This is a genomic window from Streptomyces sp. NPDC057287, assembly GCF_042667905.1.
In the GTDB taxonomy this organism is placed as follows: Bacteria; Actinomycetota; Actinomycetes; order Streptomycetales; family Streptomycetaceae; genus Streptomyces.
Window position 1 is genome coordinate 320,444 of record NZ_JBHUYV010000005.1, and the last position, 17,202, is coordinate 337,645.

Annotated in this window: 16 protein-coding genes and 1 pseudogene; 9 read left to right on the forward strand and 8 right to left on the reverse strand. The window is 69.1% G+C overall.

Annotation, left to right across the window (positions count from 1 at the left end):
• Positions 1-2 precede the first annotated feature (2 nt).
• The 3 genes from ACFUNE_RS12160 to ACFUNE_RS12170 all read right to left on the reverse strand — a co-directional run bounded on the left by ACFUNE_RS12160 (position 3) and on the right by ACFUNE_RS12170 (position 3,268).
• Positions 3-917: a carbohydrate ABC transporter permease gene (locus tag ACFUNE_RS12160; protein WP_383565447.1), complete on the reverse strand. Its 915-nt coding sequence runs from the start codon at positions 915-917 to the stop codon at positions 3-5.
• A 22-nt stretch (positions 918-939) separates the two neighbouring features.
• Complete coding sequence (locus ACFUNE_RS12165) at positions 940-1,893, reverse strand: carbohydrate ABC transporter permease (RefSeq protein ID WP_383565449.1); 954 nt, start codon at positions 1,891-1,893, stop codon at positions 940-942.
• Positions 1,894-1,987: 94 nt separating this feature from the next.
• Positions 1,988-3,268, reverse strand: a complete 1,281-nt coding sequence (locus ACFUNE_RS12170; RefSeq protein WP_383565451.1) for an ABC transporter substrate-binding protein — start codon at positions 3,266-3,268, stop codon at positions 1,988-1,990.
• 375 nt (positions 3,269-3,643) lie between these two features.
• Here ACFUNE_RS12170 and ACFUNE_RS12175 point away from each other — a divergent pair, with 375 nt between their 5' ends.
• Together ACFUNE_RS12175 and ACFUNE_RS12180 are read left to right on the forward strand one after the other, a co-directional pair.
• Complete coding sequence (locus tag ACFUNE_RS12175; RefSeq protein WP_383565453.1) at positions 3,644-5,239, forward strand: endo-1,3-beta-xylanase; 1,596 nt, start codon at positions 3,644-3,646, stop codon at positions 5,237-5,239.
• Positions 5,240-5,331: 92 nt separating this feature from the next.
• The gene (locus ACFUNE_RS12180; RefSeq protein WP_383565455.1) at positions 5,332-6,582 is read left to right on the forward strand and encodes a hypothetical protein; all 1,251 of its coding nucleotides are present in this window, start codon (positions 5,332-5,334) and stop codon (positions 6,580-6,582) included.
• A 155-nt stretch (positions 6,583-6,737) separates the two neighbouring features.
• Here ACFUNE_RS12180 and ACFUNE_RS12185 read toward each other — a convergent pair whose 3' ends face one another.
• Both ACFUNE_RS12185 and ACFUNE_RS12190 read right to left on the reverse strand, forming a co-directional pair.
• A complete protein-coding gene (locus ACFUNE_RS12185) occupies positions 6,738-8,228 on the reverse strand; it encodes an FG-GAP repeat protein (RefSeq protein ID WP_383565457.1) in 1,491 nt (496 codons plus the stop codon).
• A 249-nt stretch (positions 8,229-8,477) separates the two neighbouring features.
• Complete coding sequence (locus tag ACFUNE_RS12190) at positions 8,478-9,053, reverse strand: TetR/AcrR family transcriptional regulator (protein ID WP_383565459.1); 576 nt, start codon at positions 9,051-9,053, stop codon at positions 8,478-8,480.
• Between the two features lie 97 nt (positions 9,054-9,150).
• Between ACFUNE_RS12190 and ACFUNE_RS12195 the strand changes: the two genes are divergently transcribed.
• The 4 genes and pseudogenes from ACFUNE_RS12195 to ACFUNE_RS12210 all read left to right on the forward strand — a co-directional run bounded on the left by ACFUNE_RS12195 (position 9,151) and on the right by ACFUNE_RS12210 (position 12,599).
• On the forward strand, positions 9,151-9,540 hold the full coding sequence (locus tag ACFUNE_RS12195) for a hypothetical protein (protein ID WP_383565461.1): 390 nt from the start codon (positions 9,151-9,153) through the stop codon (positions 9,538-9,540).
• A 17-nt stretch (positions 9,541-9,557) separates the two neighbouring features.
• Positions 9,558-10,412 (forward strand): annotated as a pseudogene (locus ACFUNE_RS12200) (erythromycin esterase family protein); the annotation flags it as partial.
• Positions 10,413-10,488: 76 nt separating this feature from the next.
• On the forward strand, positions 10,489-10,839 hold the full coding sequence (locus ACFUNE_RS12205) for an erythromycin esterase family protein (RefSeq protein ID WP_383565463.1): 351 nt from the start codon (positions 10,489-10,491) through the stop codon (positions 10,837-10,839).
• Positions 10,840-11,138: 299 nt separating this feature from the next.
• Entirely contained in the window at positions 11,139-12,599 is a 1,461-nt protein-coding gene (locus tag ACFUNE_RS12210; RefSeq protein ID WP_383565465.1) for an amino acid permease, read from the forward strand.
• A 108-nt stretch (positions 12,600-12,707) separates the two neighbouring features.
• On the opposite strand, the gene ACFUNE_RS12215 is transcribed toward ACFUNE_RS12210, so the two are convergent.
• The gene (locus ACFUNE_RS12215; protein WP_383565467.1) at positions 12,708-13,328 is read right to left on the reverse strand and encodes a hypothetical protein; all 621 of its coding nucleotides are present in this window, start codon (positions 13,326-13,328) and stop codon (positions 12,708-12,710) included.
• A gap of 481 nt (positions 13,329-13,809) precedes the next feature.
• Between ACFUNE_RS12215 and ACFUNE_RS12220 the strand changes: the two genes are divergently transcribed.
• On the forward strand, positions 13,810-15,003 hold the full coding sequence (locus tag ACFUNE_RS12220; RefSeq protein ID WP_383565469.1) for a PP2C family protein-serine/threonine phosphatase: 1,194 nt from the start codon (positions 13,810-13,812) through the stop codon (positions 15,001-15,003).
• A 180-nt stretch (positions 15,004-15,183) separates the two neighbouring features.
• The gene (locus tag ACFUNE_RS12225; RefSeq protein ID WP_383565471.1) at positions 15,184-15,762 is read left to right on the forward strand and encodes a dihydrofolate reductase family protein; all 579 of its coding nucleotides are present in this window, start codon (positions 15,184-15,186) and stop codon (positions 15,760-15,762) included.
• A 99-nt stretch (positions 15,763-15,861) separates the two neighbouring features.
• Here ACFUNE_RS12225 and ACFUNE_RS12230 read toward each other — a convergent pair whose 3' ends face one another.
• Together ACFUNE_RS12230 and ACFUNE_RS12235 are read right to left on the reverse strand one after the other, a co-directional pair.
• Entirely contained in the window at positions 15,862-16,134 is a 273-nt protein-coding gene (locus ACFUNE_RS12230) for a hypothetical protein (RefSeq protein ID WP_383565473.1), read from the reverse strand.
• Positions 16,131-16,409, reverse strand: a complete 279-nt coding sequence (locus tag ACFUNE_RS12235) for a hypothetical protein (RefSeq protein ID WP_383565475.1) — start codon at positions 16,407-16,409, stop codon at positions 16,131-16,133. Before ACFUNE_RS12235 ends, ACFUNE_RS12230 begins: the two co-directional genes overlap by 4 nt.
• 401 nt (positions 16,410-16,810) lie before the next feature.
• Here ACFUNE_RS12235 and ACFUNE_RS12240 point away from each other — a divergent pair, with 401 nt between their 5' ends.
• Positions 16,811-17,152, forward strand: a complete 342-nt coding sequence (locus tag ACFUNE_RS12240; protein ID WP_383565477.1) for a DUF6355 family natural product biosynthesis protein — start codon at positions 16,811-16,813, stop codon at positions 17,150-17,152.
• The last annotated feature ends 50 nt before the right edge of the window (positions 17,153-17,202 follow it).

The window sequence follows — 17,202 nt, forward strand, 5'->3', positions numbered from 1 at the left end:
GCTCAGCCCTTGACGGCGCCGGCCATGACACCGGAGACGATCCGGCGCGCGAGGACGGTGAAGACGACGAGTACGGGCAGGACGGAGACGACGACGCCGGCGAGCATGAGCGTGTAGTCGGTGTAGTAGCCGGCGGCCAGCTGGTTGAGGGCGATCTGCACGGTGCCGTTCTCGGGAGGCAGGGCGATCAGCGGCCAGAAGTAGTCGTTCCAGGCGAACATGAAGGTGAACATGCCGAGGACGGTGGCCGTGGTGCGCACTCCGGGCACCACGACGTACCAGTAGGTGCGCAGCAGTCCCGCACCGTCCATGCGGGCGGCCTCGATGAGCTCGTCCGGGATGTTCTCCTCCACCGCCTGGCGCATCCAGAACACCCCGATCGCGGAGACGAGGGCGGGCACGATCAGCGCGGAGAGCTTGCCGTACAGGCCCATGTCGGTGACGAGCATGTAGAGCGGGATGATGCCGAGCTGTGTCGGCACCATGACGGTGACGACGACGCAGACGAGCAGCGCGTTGCGTCCCGGGAAGCGGAGCTTGGCGAAGGCGAAGCCGGCCAGGGAGGCGAGGAGCACGTTGCTCACCGCGGTCGTCCCGGCGACGATCAGCGAGTTGCCGAGGGCCTGCCAGAAGGCGGACAGCTCGAAGACACGCTGGATGTTCTCGATCAGGTGTCCGCCGGGGACGAGGGGCGGGGTGGAGCCGGCGAGTACGGAGTTGTCGTCGTGGGAGGCGACGACGAAGCTCCAGTAGAGGGGGAAGACGGAGCCCGCGGTGATCGCCGCGAGGATCGCGTAGGCGAACGGCCCCGCCTTGTCCAGTCTCCCCGGGCCGCGGCTCGGGACGGTGCGGCCCACGCGGCGGGGCCGGGTGCCCGGACGTGCGGCGGGGGGCCGGGAGGGTGTGGTGACGGCCATGAGATTCTCCTGGTTGCCCGGATCAGCCGCGGTCGGAGCGGCGTGCGAGCAGGAAGTTGACTGCGGCGATGACCGCGATGACGAGGAAGAGCACCCATGAGACGGCCGAGGCGTAGCCGGCGTCGTTGTTGATGAACCCGTACTTGTAGAGCATCAGCGTCAGCGTCTGGAACTGGTGCTCGGCGCCGCCTTCCGCGTTGCCCTGCTGGTCGAAGAGGAAGGGTTCGGCGAAGAGCTGGAGCCCGCCGATGGTGGAGATCACGACGGTGAAGACGAGGGTGGGCCGGATGGAGGGCAGCGTCACCTTGCGGAACGTCAGAAAGCGTCCCGCGCCGTCGATCTGGGCGGACTCGTAGAGATCCCTGGGGACCGCCTGCATGGCGGCCAGGAAGATCAGGGCGTTGTAGCCGGTCCAGCGCCACATGACCATGAAGCTGATGGCGAGGTGCGAACTCCAGCTGTCCGCAGTCCAGTCGACCGGGTCGCTGATCAGTCCAAGGCCTTCCAGTGCCCAGTTGACAATGCCGAAGTCCCGTCCGAAGAGCTGGGAGAAGACCAGGGCCACGGCCACGACGGACACGTACTGCGGCACGAGCACGAGGGCCCGCCACACGCTCGTCGCGCGCAGGTGGCGGTCGAGCAGCCAGGCCAGGCCGAGGGCGGCGACCAGCTGCGGCACCGTGGAGAGCACGAAGATGCTGAGGGTGTTGTACGTGGCGGTGTAGAAGTCCGAGTCCGACAGCAGCCGGCTGAAGTTGTCGAACCCGACCCACTCCCCCGGTCCTGCCAGCCGGTCCCAGTCGTGGAGGGACACCCAGAAGGTCTGGAGGAGCGGGTAGAGCCCGAAGACGCCGAAGACGACGAAGAAGGGAGCGATGAAGAGGTAGGGCAGCAGGTGCCGCTCCACGCGCAGCCGGGGTGTGCGGGCCGGTGTCGCGGTGGTGCCTGAGGTCGTGCGGGTGGCCTGGAGCGCCATGCCGGTTCTCCGAAAGGTCGGGAGGGTGGGGACGGGAGCCCGGCCGGCGGAGGAGCGCCGACCGGGCCACGCGGGGAGCGCGGTGCGCCGTGGGTCAGCGCAGGTTCTTCGCCGCTTCCTCCAGGGCCTTGTCCCAGGCCTGCTCCGGGCTCGCCTTGCCCTGCTCGACGAGCTGCAGCGCGTTGCCGAACGGGATCCGGGCCTGCTGGTCCTTCGTCCCCCGGTAGTTGGGCTTCAGGCTCTTGGCCGAGGCGGCGAAGAGCTCGCCGGTCGGAGCTCCGTTGAAGTACTCCTGGGTGGCGCCCTTGACCTCGGCGTCGTCGAGCACGGGGACGAGCGAGGGGAGCGCGCCCACCGGGCCGGTGAAGATCTTCTTCTGGGATTCGGCCGAGGTCAGGAAGTCGGCCAGTTCGGCGGCCTCCTTCACGTGCTTGCTCTGCTTGGGCACGGTGAGGAAGGAGCCTCCCCAGTTGCCGCCGCCTCCGGGTACCGCCGCGATGTCCCACTTGCCGGCGTTGGCCTCACCGGCGGCGGTCTTGATCTGGCCGGTCATCCACGCGGGGCAGGTCATGGTCGCCATGCGGCCGAGCTTGATGCCCGCGTTCCACTGCTGGCTGAAGGGCTGGAGGTTGGCCGACTGCTTGTCGGCCGTGGCCTTCGCCGTGGCGGTGAAGAACTCGCGGACCTTCGGGTTGCTCTCCCCGATGTAGGCGTCCTGCGCGTCGAAGAAGCCGAACTCCGTCTGGTTCATCATCGCGGTGAAGATGTTGCCCGAACTGTCGAACCAGGCCTTGTCCTTCACCTTCGACTGGAACCGCTTGCCGGTGGCGAAGTAGTCGTCCCAGGTGGGCCAGAGCTTCGCGACCTCGGCCCGGTCGGTCGGGAGGCCGGCCTGGGCGAACAGGTCCTTGCGGTAGCAGATGGCGAGGCTGCCCACGTCGGTGCCGTACCCCATCACGAAGTCCGGGCTCCCGAGGGTCCCCTGCTCCCACTTCCAGCCGAGGTACTCGTCCTTGCGGTCCATGGCGCCGTGGTCGGCGAGGTTGGTGAACTTGTCCTTCACCGAACGGAACTTGGGGAGGTAGCCCTCCTCGATGGCGACCACGTCGGCCGCTCCGCTGCCGGAGGAGATCTGGGTCGACAGCTGGTTGTGGTGCTGGTCGAACTGGGAGATGCGCTCCTTGACGACGACGTCGGGGTGGCTGCGCTCGTACTCCTTGATGAGCGGCTTGTAGCCGAAGTCGCTGAAGGTCGCGACCGTGAGGGTGATCTTCCCGTCGGCTTCGCCGGAGCCCGCGCCGCAGGCGGGGAGGGAGACGAGAGCGGTGGCGACGGCGAGCGCGACGACGGTTCTGCGGGCACGCGTACGGCCCATGGTGGTCCTCCGGACAGGCGAGCTGGATGAGTGCGACCACGGTGAGGCTCAGCCGAAACACCTGTCAATAGTTTCGCGAAACTTATCGTCGAGTTGCGGTTTCGATACCGGGAAGAACACGACTGCGCCGTCAGAGGCCTGCCGAGCCGCCTTGACCTGCAAGAACCAACTCGGCATATGCGGAGCCCTTTCCATGTTTCGTAACCACACCGCGCTGAGCTGGGCCTAGCTACGAAACTTTCGCGGAGTGTTGACCGGGCCCGGTGTGCGCCCTCACCATGCGAACGCCCCGCGGCGACCGCCGGTGGGCCCCCCACCTCGTACAGACCGGAGACACCCATGAGGTACACGGGACATCGCCATGTCCGAAGAACGGTGGGAGCCGCCGTCGCCGCGGCCACCGCCCTGATCGCACTCGCCGGACTGACAGCGTCGGCGGAGGCGGGCACGGCGTCCGCCTCCGCCTCCGTGACCGGCCGGGGCGTCCCCGCCGACGGCAAGGTCATGCTCGTCATGGGCCAGGACAGCGACACCCTGTCCGACTACCGCACCGACGTGCTCGACAAGGCCTCCCTCGGTGCCCCGGCTCCGGGTGGCGTGACCCTGTACACCAACCTGGTCCTGGGCGGCACGCCCGAGCCGCTGGCCGGCATGAACAGCCCCGCGAACTGGGGTGCCGGTACGGTCGACTTCGCCCGCACGATGCGGGAGTACCCCGGCGCGGCCGTGGCCGTCGGGCTGTACCTCTCGGACGCCACCTCCGGCTGCAACAACCAGCCCCTGCGTGCCGTCATCGGCCGCAACGACGCGGACGTGACCGCGGGCAGCCCGAACCTGATCACGCAGTACCGCGCCAAGGTCGACGAGATGATCACTCGGTTCAAGGGCTACGACCGCGACATCCTGCTCCGCATCGGCTACGAGTTCGACGGCCCGTGGAACTGCTACAGCTCCGACTTCTACAAGGAGGCGTTCCGCTACATCAAGGGCCGGATCAACGCTCTCGGGGCCACCCGCGTCGCCACCGTCTGGCAGAGCGCCGCCTGGCCCGTGAACACCAACACCGACCACCCCGAGTGGCACTACATGGTCACCGACCCCGGTCACCTCGACGCCTGGTACCCGGGCGACGAGTACGTCGACTGGGTCGGCCTGTCCTCCTTCTACAACTCCCGCTCGGTCCAGACGCAGTGGGGCTGCGGCTCGCACGACACCGACCCGGTGGGCCTGCAGAACCGGGTCCTGGACTTCGCCCGCAGCCACGGCAAGCCGGCCATGGTCTCGGAGGCCGCCCCCCAGGGCTCCAGGACCGGGGCCAGGACGTCGAGCTGCATCTTCCGCAACAGTCCGGCGCCGTCGAGCGGCCAGGCGATCTGGGACGGCTGGCACGCCGGCTACTTCGACTGGATCAACCGCAACAAGGACGTCATCCGCTCGGCCGCCTACATCAACACCAACTGGGACGCCCAGACACAGTGGCAGTGTGCCGCCGGCGCCCAGGCGGGCGGGCCGGGCTGCGCGAACGGCAACTGGGGCGACTCCCGGGTCCAGGCGGATCCCACCGTGCTGGCCGCCTTCGTGAACGAGATCAAGAAGCCGATGTGGACCAACGGCGCGTCGGGACCGGCACCGACCCCGACGCCCACCCCCACGCCGACGCCCACACCGACCCCCACGCCGACGCCGACCCCCAGTGATCCCGGGAACGGCACGTACACGCAAGGCGTGACGGCCGGCGGGACCGTCTGGTTCGCTCCCAAGGGATTCAAGGCGAGTTTCGTCACGGTGCAGTACCGCATCGACCAGGGCGCACCGCAGAACTACTTCCTGACGTTCGACGGCGCCGACAGCCGCTGGGAACTGCCGGTCGCCGTCCCCTCGGGCAAGACGCTCACGTACTCCTTCAACTACCAGCCCACCACGCAGACCAGCCAGGTGGCGACACCCACCTACCGCTGGACGGCCCCCTGAGCCGTCGGCGCTCACCGGCGGGCGCCGTACGTACTCCTCCCCCGCGTACGGCGCCCGCTCCCCACACCCCCACCACGGAGAGCGGTACGCACATGCTGATCGGACGACCACTCAGGGCCGCGCTGCGGTCCGCAGCCACCGCGGCCCTCGCCGGGCTGCTCATCTGGCCGGGCGCCGCGAGCGCCGAGGCCACCGGTACGCGGGACTCTTCCACGACGAAGGCCGCGGCCACGGCTCCCGAACTGCTGCTCGGGCAGTCGACCCGTGGCGCGTGGGACGACTTCAACGGCTTCGGGCAGAACGCCGACGGCGGGTCCGTCTACTACGAACTGCGAAGCGGTGACTGGGTCAACAACGCACACCGCGACTTCGCGACCCTGCTCGCGAACCAGGGGAAGACCGTCCAGGTCGGCATCAGCTGGAAGGACAACCCTCCCGGTTTCAACGGTGGGGACGAGAACGCGAAGGCGGCCCGTTCACGGGCCGTCACCGCCGAGATCGCCGCGGGAGGCCACACCGCTTCCCTCGACCGGCTGCTGGCGTTCACCAACAGCCACCCTTCGGCCCGGTTCAAGCTGCGCCTCGACTACGAGGTCAGCAGCTTCTACCACTGCACCGACGCGAGCTGCTCCTCGTACAAGGGCGCGTTCAACCGCCTGGCCTCCTACCTGGACGGCCGGTCCACCGCGCACAACCTCGACTACGTCTTCCACCCCGTCCGGGGCGAGTTCGAGGCCATGTACCCAGGAGACGCGGCGGTCGACTGGATGGGTGTCTCCGTCTTCGCCCACGAACTCTGCCTGCCCATCTACGACCGGGGCTACCTCTACAACGGCACGCCTCCGCAGAACTACGACGTCGGCGCGAGCCAGTGCCGGAACGCGTACATCGGCACGGACCAGCACGGCAACCCGGCGGCGGTCTGGCGCAACTTCGACCACGACGCGAACGTGCTCAAGCTCGTGAAGTTCGCCAAGGACCACGGCAAGCCGGTCGTGCTCTCCGAGGCAGGCATGATGAACTTCACCGCTGACGGAGGAGCGACGGACGGCCTCGAACAGCAGCGCGGTGACCTGTGGGTGAAGCGACTGTTCTCCCTCATGAACTACCAGGGGCCGATCCCCAACATGCCGGGCACGTACGACCTCCGAGGCGTGATCCGCTCCGTCGTCTACATCAACCTGGACTTCCGCTACGGCTGGGACGGGATCGCCGACGGGAGCTTCGACTTCCCGCCGGACACCACCTGGTTCGTGGACGGACGGCTGTCCCGCTACACGGCGGCCAAGGCCTCCTTCTGCCAGGGCCTCACGACGAACGGCTTCACCGCACGCTGCCGCTGAGCTGCCGCCGACCGCTCCGGGGAGCGGTGGACCCCATCGATCACCGGGGCACAGGCGACAGGGCCGCGTTCGACAGCCGATCGGTGCCGCCGCCGGAGCTCCGGAGGCGGCACCGATCCTGCTCGCGGACAACGGACGAGGCTCGCGGACACGGCTCACTCATCGATCGAGGCACCGAACAGCGCGTCGGTGCCCGAAGTGCCGAGCGAGCCTCCGCCGTACGACCACGAGCCGGTGCTCACCGTCCCGGTGGTCGACGCGGGGAGCCACCAGACGACGCCGTCCGACGTGTTCTCACCAGGTGCGGCGGCCAGGAGCTCGGAGCGGCCGTCGGCATCCGTGTCGGCGAGGCGGACCTGTCCGCCCCAGCGGTCACCCTTCTCCGCAGACCCCGGTACTCCTGCCGACTCCTGGTCGAAGGACTTCGCACCGGCCGCGGTCAGACCCGCACCCGAGCCGCGCAGCACCCTCACCCCACCGGCGTCCGCGACCGTGCCGACGTCCTCGCCAGGCACGCCCACCGCGACGTCGGCGTAGCCGTCCCCGTCGATGTCGGCCAGTGAGACGTCGGCACCGAATCCGTCGCCGAGCTCGGCCGTGCCCGGCACACCTACGGTGTCCTGCGTCCATACCTGCGCCGGGGTGCCCAGGTCGTCCACGTCCGCCATGCCCTCGGCCGTGCCCAGGTAGACACCGATGATGCCGCCCGTGAGGGGCTCGTTCTCGTCCTCCGGCCGGTCGGGCCGGCCGTAGACCAGGTCGTCGTATCCGTCGTCGTTGATGTCGCCCGAGGCCGTGGCCGTGCCACCGGCGAGATCACGGGTGTACGCCGGTCCGCCGGCACCGCCCATGTACACGGCTGACCATCCCCTGCCGTCCTCTTCCGGGCTGCGGCCGGTCACGACCAGGTCGGCGTATCCGTCGCCGTCGTAGTTCCCCGTCGTCAGGGAAGCCGGCAGCAGCGACTCGCGCCCGGGGGCTCCATCGGTGTCGAGGCGGCCCGTGCTTCGCAGTGTCCCCCGGGTGTACGTGAACAGGTCGGCGCCCGCACGGTCGGCGACGGCGAGCTGGTCGCCGTCGGTCTCCCCACCGAGCCGGGCGGCGGCGAGGGCCAGGCCGAACCGTGCGTTCGCCTCGGGTACGGCGGGCCGCAGAGTGGCGGTGCGGGCGGTGGTGAGCCCGTCCTTCGACCCGTAGAGGACGGTCACCCGGCCGGCGTCGCTCACCGAACCCTCGTCCTCGCCCGGCAGCGAGATGATCGCGTCGTCGAATCCGTCGGCGTCCAGGTCGCCCGTGGCCACGGCGGTGCCGAAGCCGTCACCGGGTTCGGCGGAACCCGGGACGCCCGCGGTCGACTGTCCGAACACCGCCGTCCGGACCCGGGGGATGCTCGTGGCGGTGCCTGCCCCGCCGGCGGAGCCGTACTGCACGGTGACGTACCCCGCCCCCTGCTTTCCACCGTCGGTGCCACCCGGCGCGCCGGTGAGAACGTCGTCGTAGCCGTCACCGTCGAAGTCGCAGTTTCGGTCGTCGGCGTAGGTGCCGCCGGGCGTTCCCGCGAAGGCGCCGGGCGCGGCGGTGATGCCTGCGGCGCTCAGCAGCAGGAACGATGCAGCAGCGAGGACTCCGGAAGGCCTGTTGATCACGGTCTGCTCCCTGGGACGGGTCGATGACGAGTGCCGGCACTGGTTGGATGCCTGACGTCCCAGGGAGGTTGCGGCCTGACCGGCGTTCTGTGGCGAATCCGTTGCAAGGAGACAGCCGGCGGCCACCGGTGTCGGCCGAATACGCCCTCGACTTCATCGAGGCGGCCACCCCGGGCACCTGCGGTGCCGAGGAGCTCGCAGGTCTCCGCGCGGCACCCACCGGGCGCCCTGCTGCTGCCTGGATCCGCTTCACGACGGACTGCCCATGCCGACGAAGAGGACCTTGAGGACGCGGTCGACGTACTCATGGGTCAGGGGTTCCTGAGTGATGAGGAACTGGAAGTAGAGCGGTCCGGAGAGGATCGCCATCGCCAGGTCCGGATCGAAGGCGGGCGACAACTGGCCCCGGTCTCGTGCCGCTTCCAGCCGGGCGACGGTTCTGTCGGCCTGCGGTGAGATGAAGCGCTCGTTGAGGGCGGCGGCGACTCGTGGGTCGGACTGGGCCTCGCCGACCAGCGCCTGGAACAGCGGGCCGAAGGGGGGACTGCCCAGCAGGTCGACGGCCGCGTGGATCTGTTCGCGCAGGTCGGCGACGATGTCGCCGGTGTCGGGGTAGTCCAGGCGCGACTCGTGCAGCGAGAGCAGCGAGTCGAGGAGCAGGGCGCCCTTGGACGGCCATCTGCGGTAGATCGTGTGCTTGCCGGCACCGGCGCGAGCTGCGACCGCTTCGATGCTGAGCTTCGCGTAGCCGATCTCCTGGCCCAGTTCCAGCGTCGTCCGCATGATGGTCTCGGTCCGGCCTGCTCCGCGGCGGGGATCGGTCATGGCGCCACCATATCGGCACGGCACGTGCCGTACTTGACGGGATGCGGCGTGTGCACTTTCCTTTCGGCACAACACGTGCCGTTCCGAGGGGGAGTGGATGGACGCCGCCGCCGTGATCATCGTGGGCGTCGGTCCGGCCGGGCTGGATCCGGTTTGCGCAGGCCTGGCCGGGATGCGGCCCGACTCGCGCCGGAGCGGCGCTGGTTCCGACACCCGACACGACGTCAGGTTCGACCACGGGACGCCGGTGATGCCCGGCGTCCGCGTCGGCCGGGCCGTCATCGCCTCCGGCTCCGTGGTCGACGACGGCGCCGTCGGCGGCAACCCGGCCCTGCTCCTGCGCCACCGCGGCGCAGGCGTCGACCGCCTCCTCACCCCGGCCTGGCGGTACCGGCCGCTCCCCCACATCACCGAACACGCCCGCACGATGATCTCCGGCACCGTCGACGGCGTGGAAGCCGCGACGGCCGGCCCCTCCTCACGCTGAGAATCGAGCCGTTCACCATGCCTGCTTCATCCACCGGAGTCCCGTTCACGGACTGGCTTCGCGCGCACGCCGTCCCGCTCACCCACGTGGACCCCGAAGCACCGCTCGACGACCTGGAACCGCTGCGCGACGTCATCGGCGACTCCCGCGTCGTCGCGATCGGCGAGCACTCCCATTTCATCGACGAGTTCTCCCTCCTGCGCCGCCGCCTCCTGCGGTTCCTCGTCGAGCGCTGCGACTTCACCGTCCTGGGCTTCGAGTACGGCTTCAGCGAGGGGCTCCCCCTCGACGCCTGGGCCTGTGGAGAGGGAACGGACGACGACCTGGCGGCCCACCTCGCCACGGCGATCCCCGTAGGGGTCTCCGAGCCCCTCCAGTGGGTCCGCCGGCACAACCGTACGGCCTCGTCACCGGTGCGCTTCGCCGGAATCGACATCCCTGCGGCGGGCGGATCCCTGCTTCCCGCCCTGACACCGGTCGCCGACTACCTGCGCCGCGTCGACCCCGAGACCCTGCCGGCGATCGAAACCGCGATGCGTACGGCCGCATCGTTCGCCGGCGGCTCGGCAGCCGTGGCCGCACCGGCCTGGGCGCGCCTTCCCTCCGCCGAGCAGGACGCCCTCACCGCGATCCTCTCGCGCCTGCTCGTACGGTTCCGTTCGCTCGAACCGCTCTACGTGTCCCGCAGCGACCGGCGCGACTACGAGACCGTCCTGCACCAGCTCGAAGGCGCCTGCCACGGCGACTACACCTTCCGCGCCATGGCAGGCCTGTTCGCCGGAGAAGGCCTGACCGCCGACACCTCGGCCCGGGACGCCTACATGGCCGGTTCGGTCCTCTGGCACCTGGAACGCCTCGCCCCCGGCACCCGCATCGTCCTGGCCGCCCACAACGCCCACATCCAGACGGCGCCCATCGCCTTCGACGGCCGGCCTCACAGGGCTTCCGATGGGACAGCACCTGCGCAGGGCGCTCGGCGACGACTACTTCGCGCTCGGCCTGACCAGCGTCGACGGGTACACCGCGGAGATGCACCGCGACGAAAGAGCGCCCTTCGGCTTCACCCTCAGCCACACGGCGCTGGAACCCCCGGAAGCCGGAAGCGTCGAGGCCGCCTTCGCCGACGCCGGCCTCGGGCTCGGCATCGCCGATCTCCGCAGGGCGCGCACGGAGGAGTCCTCCGGCGGCCCCGACCGCATCCGGTTGCAGAGCACCTACGTGCGCACCCCCGTCCTCGACGCGTTCGACGGCGTCCTCACCACTCCGGCCTCCAGCGTCGTGGAGGACCTCAGCATCTGACGGCCGGACGCACGTCGGCGACGGGCGCGGCCACCGATAGCCATACCGGATGAAAGCACCCGCAACGGGCATCGCGCCGGGCGCCGGGTCACGTTCGGGTCGACCGCCACACTCGGGGACGCGCTTACTTTACTGTGCCGAAACCTCTGAAATACCTCAGATTTGTTTTCGCCAGGCGCTGCGCACTGCCAGAATCACAGGGTTCCTGATCATGCGCCTTCGAGCCATTGCCGGGCACCACCCCCCGCAGGCCCGGCCGGGACCGACCACCTTCCCCTCACAAAAGGCGACCCCCCTCCATGAGTGACGGCAGCATGGCAGCAGCCGATCAGCTCGCCGCAGACGGATCTGCGACAAGCTCCCCCCACGTGGATGCCGGCGACGCCGGTTACAGCAAGGACCTCAAGTCCCGCCACATCAACATGATCGCCATCGGCGGTGCGATCGGTACCGGACTCTTCCTGGGTGCGGGCGGCCGTCTCGCCGACGCCGGCCCCTCCCTCGCCATCGCCTACGCCGTCTGCGGTGTCTTCGCGTTCTTCGTCGTGCGCGCGCTGGGGGAACTGATCCTCTACCGCCCCTCGTCCGGCGCCTTCGTCTCCTACGCCCGCGAGTTCATGGGCGAGAAGGGCGCCTTCGCGGCCGGCTGGCTGTACTTCCTCAACTGGTCGACCACCGCGATCGCGGACATCACCGCCGCGGCGACGTACGCCCACTTCTGGGGCATGTTCAGCGACGTACCCCAGTGGATCCTCGCGTTGATCGCCCTCGCCGTGGTTCTCACGGCCAATCTCATCTCCGTGAAGTACTTCGGTGAGATGGAGTTCTGGTTCGCGATCATCAAGGTGGCCGCTCTGGTCGCCTTCATGCTGATCGGCATCTACCTCGTGGTCACACAGCACCCGATGGACGGCCACACCCCAGGTCTCTCCACCGTCTCGGACAGCGGCGTCTTTCCCGTCGGCACGCTTCCGATGCTGCTCGTGATCCAGGGCGTCGTCTTCGCCTACGCCTCCGTCGAGCTGTGCGGCGTCGCAGCCGGGGAGACCGAGAACCCCGAGAAGATCATGCCCCGGGCGATCAACTCGATCATGTGGCGGGTCGGCCTGTTCTACGTCGGCTCGGTGGTGCTGCTCGCCCTGCTGCTGCCGTACACCGCCTACTCCGGCGACCAGAGCCCGTTCGTCACCGTCATGGACAAGCTCGGCGTGCCCGGTGCGGCAGGCGTGATGAACCTGGTCGTGCTGACCGCCGCACTGTCGAGTCTGAACTCCGGCCTCTACTCCACAGGCCGCATCCTGCGCTCCATGGCCCTGTCGGGTTCCGCACCCCGCTTCACCGGCCTGATGAACAGGGGGCAGGTGCCCTACGGCGGCATTCTCCTGACCGCCGGCTTCGGAGTGCTGGGGGTCGGGCTCAACTACGTCGTGCCCGGCCAGGCGTTCGAGATCGTGCTGAACTTCGCGTCGATCGGGATCCTCGGGACCTGGGGCATGATCATGCTCTGTTCCCTGGTGTTCTGGCACCGTTCGCAGGACGGCCGGGTCACGAGGCCCGAGTACCGCCTGCCCTGGGCCCCGTACACACAGATCGTCACCCTGCTGTTCCTGGCCGGCGTGGCGTTCCTGATGTGGTGGGGCGGCGGAGTGGGCCGGACGACCGTGATGTGCCTGCCGCTGATCGCCGCCGCGCTGGTCGGCGGCTGGTTCCTGGTCCGCGGCCGGGTGCACGAGATGGCAAGGGCCAAGCAGGACGCCTGACCCCGTTTCCCTTCTCCGACTGCGCCGGTCACCGGGCGGAGCAGGTGTGGCCTCCACCCACGGGTGGGGGCCATACCTCTTTTCGTCGGGCCACCGGTGCGGCGGTCCTCAGCTGCTCAGAGGCGAGCCCCATGCGGGTTCGTGCCATGTTCTCCCCCTCAGGCCGGCCAGCAGACGCTCGGCCGTGCTGAGGGCGGTGCCTCGCGCCACCCCTACGGCGGTCAGGGCGGCACCGAGCCGTGCGGGTGCCTCCTCCGGCGCCTCAAGGTCGTCGAGGAGGGGAAGAAGCACCAGAAGGCGGGCAGCCGGATCATCGACACCGTCGGCTTCTCGTGCGGGGTTGTCAGCGATGCGGACCAGCTCCCGCCATCCCAGCCCGGTCCCCGCGAGGCCCCCTTCCCGACGGGCGATCCGCTGGGGGTGGCTCCGGCCCGGACGGACGAGCAGGAAGTCGGTGCCGTAGTCGCCTTCCAGATTGCGGAAGACCACCACGACACGCGAGCCGTCGGCGCCGGACACCCGGAGCACGGGCCAGCAGTCGGGATCGAAGAGGGTTTCGGACAAGGCATCCACGTCAGCGCCGTCCTCGCCGAACCACTCCGGAAGGGGACGCGCGGCGTCGGCTCCACCGGCACAGATCGCCGACAGGTAGTTCGACCAGAAGCCCGGGCGAGCCAGCAGCGGCTCTCCGGCACCCAACGGGCCGTCGCCGTATCCCTCGATCACCATGCAGGAAGCCTGCCAGCAGTCACTGCCATGGCTCACCCCGGGGGACCCGACAGATACGGGGGCCGCCCTCTGCCATGAGGGAGTTGTGGGACGGGTGGAGCCGAGCCGAACATCCGACTCGGGGCAGGCCTGCCCTTCCCTGGCGATCGGGCCCGTACGTGTCGGCCCGGGACGTGAAGCGCCACAGCCGCCGGCCGAGAGCGCGCCCCTCACACACCCACCATCACGTCGAACTCTCGTTCGCTTGCGTTCGTCGCGCTCGGACGGCGCGCGCATTGAGCCAGATGGTGCTGCGGAGTGGCGTCACAGAGCACCTGGGCGGTTGGCTTGGCCGCGACGGCCAAATCGACGCTCGCGGGGTGCCGGTTGCCACGCAGGCGCGGCGCTCCCCCACCGCCATGGAGTCCGCCATGATCTGCGGCAGCACCGTTCGTCACACTGCCTTGGGCAGCCGCGGGCGCGCCCTACGCCGGCCTCTGCTGTGAGCGATGCCCCGGCCGGCGACGGCGAGCGCTTGTTGCACGAATTCCTGGCAGAGGTGCATTCCACCGCCCCGACGAATCTGCCCGGCATGGTCAACCGCTTCGCGGTCCGGCTGGGACTGCGCCAGGTCGACATCTACCTGGTTGACCTGCAACAGCGACAACTCACGCTGCTTTCGGGCGAACACCGTCTGCCGGTGGACGGGTCACTGGCAGGCTGGGCATTCCGGGCTGTCGCCCTGCGCGTCGAGGACACAGACAACGGCGAACTGATCGTATGGCTTCCGCTCGTGGACGGCGTGGAACGTCTGGGAGTCGTGGGCATCCAGGTGCTATCCCTGGACACCACACGACTGGAACGCTGCCGGACGCTGGCTTCCGTACTCGCCATGGCCATCACGTCGAAACGCGCGTTCAGCGACCGGTTCGTGCAACAGGCCCGCACCGGGACGATGACCCTGCCCGCCGAGATGCTCCGGGCGCTGCTGCCACCTCGCTCGATCGGCGAGGACCGGGCCATCTCGACCGCGGTTCTCGAGCCCGCCTACGAACTGGGCGGGGACGCGTTCGACCACGCGCTGACGGAGTCGACCCTGCACGCCGTGATCCTCGACGCGATGGGACACAACCTGGCGTCCGGGCTGACCACCGCGATCGCGATGGCCGGCTGCAGAAGCGCCCGCCGTAAGGGCTTCGGGTTGCGCGAGCTCGCCCATACCGTGGACGACACGCTGTCCGACTGGCTTCCCGAGCAGTTCTGCACGGGAATCGTCATGCAACTGGACATGCCCAGTGGAATTCTGAGCTGGGTCAACTGCGGGCACCCGCCGCCCCTGCTCATCCGCGATCAGCAGGTCCTGGAGGACGCTCTCGCCTATCCGGGCGAACCTCCGATGGGTACGCCCGCCAAACTCGGAGGGTCCCCCCGGGTGGTCCATGAGGTTCCGCTGCAACCCGGGGACCGCGTCATCCTGTACACGGACGGCGTGACCGAGGCGCGCCTGGCCGGCGGATCCCAGTTCGGCCTGTCCGGATTCACGTCGTCCATCATCCGGGCGACCGCAGCCGGGGAACTCGCCTCCGAGGCCCTGCGTCAACTCATCCACTCCATCCTCGAACACCAGAACGAATACCTGAACGACGATGCGACCATCCTCATGATCGAATGGCGCCGACCGGATCCGAGTGCGTAGCGGGCGCAGGAAAGTGCCCTCGCTCGGCCCAGTGGTGCACCACGGGCCGTCGGTGCACGACCTGCGCGTCGGCGTACCGCCCCCTTCCTTCAGCGGTGCAGGGCGATGAGTTCCACCGAGGTTTCCAGTCTCACTTCACGAAGGCGCTCGTCACGACCAACGGCACGCGAGGAGAGCACCATGACCGCCACCTACACGTTCGACGTCTTTTCCAGTCTCGACGGATTCGGCGCAGCCGGCGGCGACTGGACCGGCTACTGGGGCAAGCAAGGACCCGAACTCCTCGCCCACCGACTCGCCCTGTACGGAGAGGAGCAGCGGATGGTCTTCGGAGCCAACACCTATCGGCTGTTCGCGCAGATGCTGGCCTCGAGCACCGAGGAGTCGGAGGTGCGTGACCCATGGGTCACGCGGATGAGGAACACGCCGGCGACGGTGGTGTCGACCACGCTGGAAGGACCTGTCGACTGGCCGGACGCGGAGGTCGTGAGCGGCGACGCCGTGGACGTGGTCGCTCGGCTCAAGGAGGAGTCCGAAGTGCCGTTGCGCTCGCACGGCAGCCTGTCGATGAACCGGGCGTTGATGGCCGCCGGTCTGGTCGACCGCGTCCAGGTGACACTCTTCCCCGTGATCACAGGTCGAACCGGACAGGACCCCGTCTTCCAGGGCTCGGCCGACTTCGACCTCGAGCTGATCGAGCAGCGGACGCTCGACGGCCATATCCAGGAGCTCGTCTACCGGCCCACCCTGCACGCCTGAACCCGTCTCTGCCTCAGGCCCGTCAAGCGGCCGCGCCTGAAGGGATGTTCACGCCTGCCGAAGGTCAGCAGCCGTGTCTCCCGCACGGCGCGGAACACGTCAGTGGAACCAGACCAGGACCGGGATCCGGATCTCCTTGACGTCTCTCATGACCATGTACTCGATGATGATCGGTTCACCGGGCACCTCGAGGGAGTGCCGGACCCCGATGCCGTCCATCGGGTCGCCCGGCGGGCGCCGACCGAGGTCGAGGGCGCCTCCGGCTTCGATGGCGAGCGCCCGCAGGAAGTTGGCGGTCCTCCTCTGCAGCTCCGGGGGCATGTCCAGGACTGTCTGTGCGGCGATCTCTTCGGTCCGGACGCTCCAGCTCACGCAGCATCGATCCGCGCGTCGAGCTCGTCCACGGACAGCAGGGAGCGACCGCTCCGCGCGTTCTCCCGGCTACGCGCCGCTTCGGGGACGAGGCCGAGCATGGCCGCCTTCCACCAGCGGCGCATCACGCCTGGCACCGCCGTCTCCTCCGCCGCGAGCACCTCCGCCTTGAAGCGCGCGCCGTCCGCGCCGCCCAGGGCGTCGGCGATGGCGTTGATGGTGTGCGCAACGGCGGGGATCCGGCGGTGCCGAGGGCTTTCAGGCTGAGCGCTCACGTTCCTCCTCCAGGTCGGGAGTTCGAGTGTCCTACAGGACGCGGTCCGGCATGAAGCGGTCCGGCGGAATGCGCGTGGAGCCCACGCCCCAGGTGTGCGGACCCGAACTTACGCCTGCTGCCACGGTGACGAGGTGCCTCTCCCTGACCTGACGTCGATTCGACAGCGCGACACGCGGCGCAGGGCTTCGTCCAGACCCGCAGCCACCTCACCCGACCACTCGATCCAGTGACATGGAGTGACCTTTGATGCACGGAACGTTAGGGTGAACGGTCTGCCCGGTTCGGCGCCATGAGCCGGGCGAAGCCCGCCAGCCGTTCGCCATGAACCGCCGTAAAGGACTGCCCGTGAAGCCCTTCCTGACCCATGGTCGTCGAGTCGCTCTCGCAACAGCGTCAAGCGTGCTCGCAGCAACTGCGATGGTGACGTCCACGGCTCCGACGTTCGCCGAATCCACCCGGGCCCCGGAGACGATCCGGACACGCGCGAGTGCAGCCGTACAGTGCGGCTTCTTCCGGTACAACGTCCGGGAGTCCCAGTTCGCCGGATACAACCACTGCGGCGAGACGACCGTGCTGGTGCACGTCGACGTCAGAGGGGGCGGCAGTTCGAACGACTACCACCTCTGTGTCAGCCCCGGCCCCACCCAGCTTCCGGGCGCAGGACCGAACTACCTCAACGCGTACTACATCGGCGGCGCCGGATGCCGAAGCGGAGCCCGCACCGGACACACATCCCACTGAGACCGCTGTGCCCGGCCGCAGCCGGGCACAGCAGCCCTCCGCCCGGCTGC

Excerpts from the sequence above, each read along its gene's own strand:
- ACFUNE_RS12190 (WP_383565459.1), bottom strand. The coding sequence starts at position 9,053 with ATGACCGATCCCCGCCGCGGAGCAGGCCGGACCGAGACCATCATGCGG.
- ACFUNE_RS12205 (WP_383565463.1), top strand. The coding sequence starts at position 10,489 with ATGGGACAGCACCTGCGCAGGGCGCTCGGCGACGACTACTTCGCGCTC.
- ACFUNE_RS12165 (WP_383565449.1), bottom strand. The coding sequence starts at position 1,893 with ATGGCGCTCCAGGCCACCCGCACGACCTCAGGCACCACCGCGACACCG.
- ACFUNE_RS12210 (WP_383565465.1), top strand. The coding sequence starts at position 11,139 with ATGAGTGACGGCAGCATGGCAGCAGCCGATCAGCTCGCCGCAGACGGA.
- ACFUNE_RS12180 (WP_383565455.1), top strand. The coding sequence starts at position 5,332 with ATGCTGATCGGACGACCACTCAGGGCCGCGCTGCGGTCCGCAGCCACC.
- ACFUNE_RS12225 (WP_383565471.1), top strand. The coding sequence starts at position 15,184 with ATGACCGCCACCTACACGTTCGACGTCTTTTCCAGTCTCGACGGATTC.
- ACFUNE_RS12195 (WP_383565461.1), top strand. The coding sequence starts at position 9,151 with ATGGACGCCGCCGCCGTGATCATCGTGGGCGTCGGTCCGGCCGGGCTG.
- ACFUNE_RS12215 (WP_383565467.1), bottom strand. The coding sequence starts at position 13,328 with ATGGTGATCGAGGGATACGGCGACGGCCCGTTGGGTGCCGGAGAGCCG.
- ACFUNE_RS12160 (WP_383565447.1), bottom strand. The coding sequence starts at position 917 with ATGGCCGTCACCACACCCTCCCGGCCCCCCGCCGCACGTCCGGGCACC.
- ACFUNE_RS12170 (WP_383565451.1), bottom strand. The coding sequence starts at position 3,268 with ATGGGCCGTACGCGTGCCCGCAGAACCGTCGTCGCGCTCGCCGTCGCC.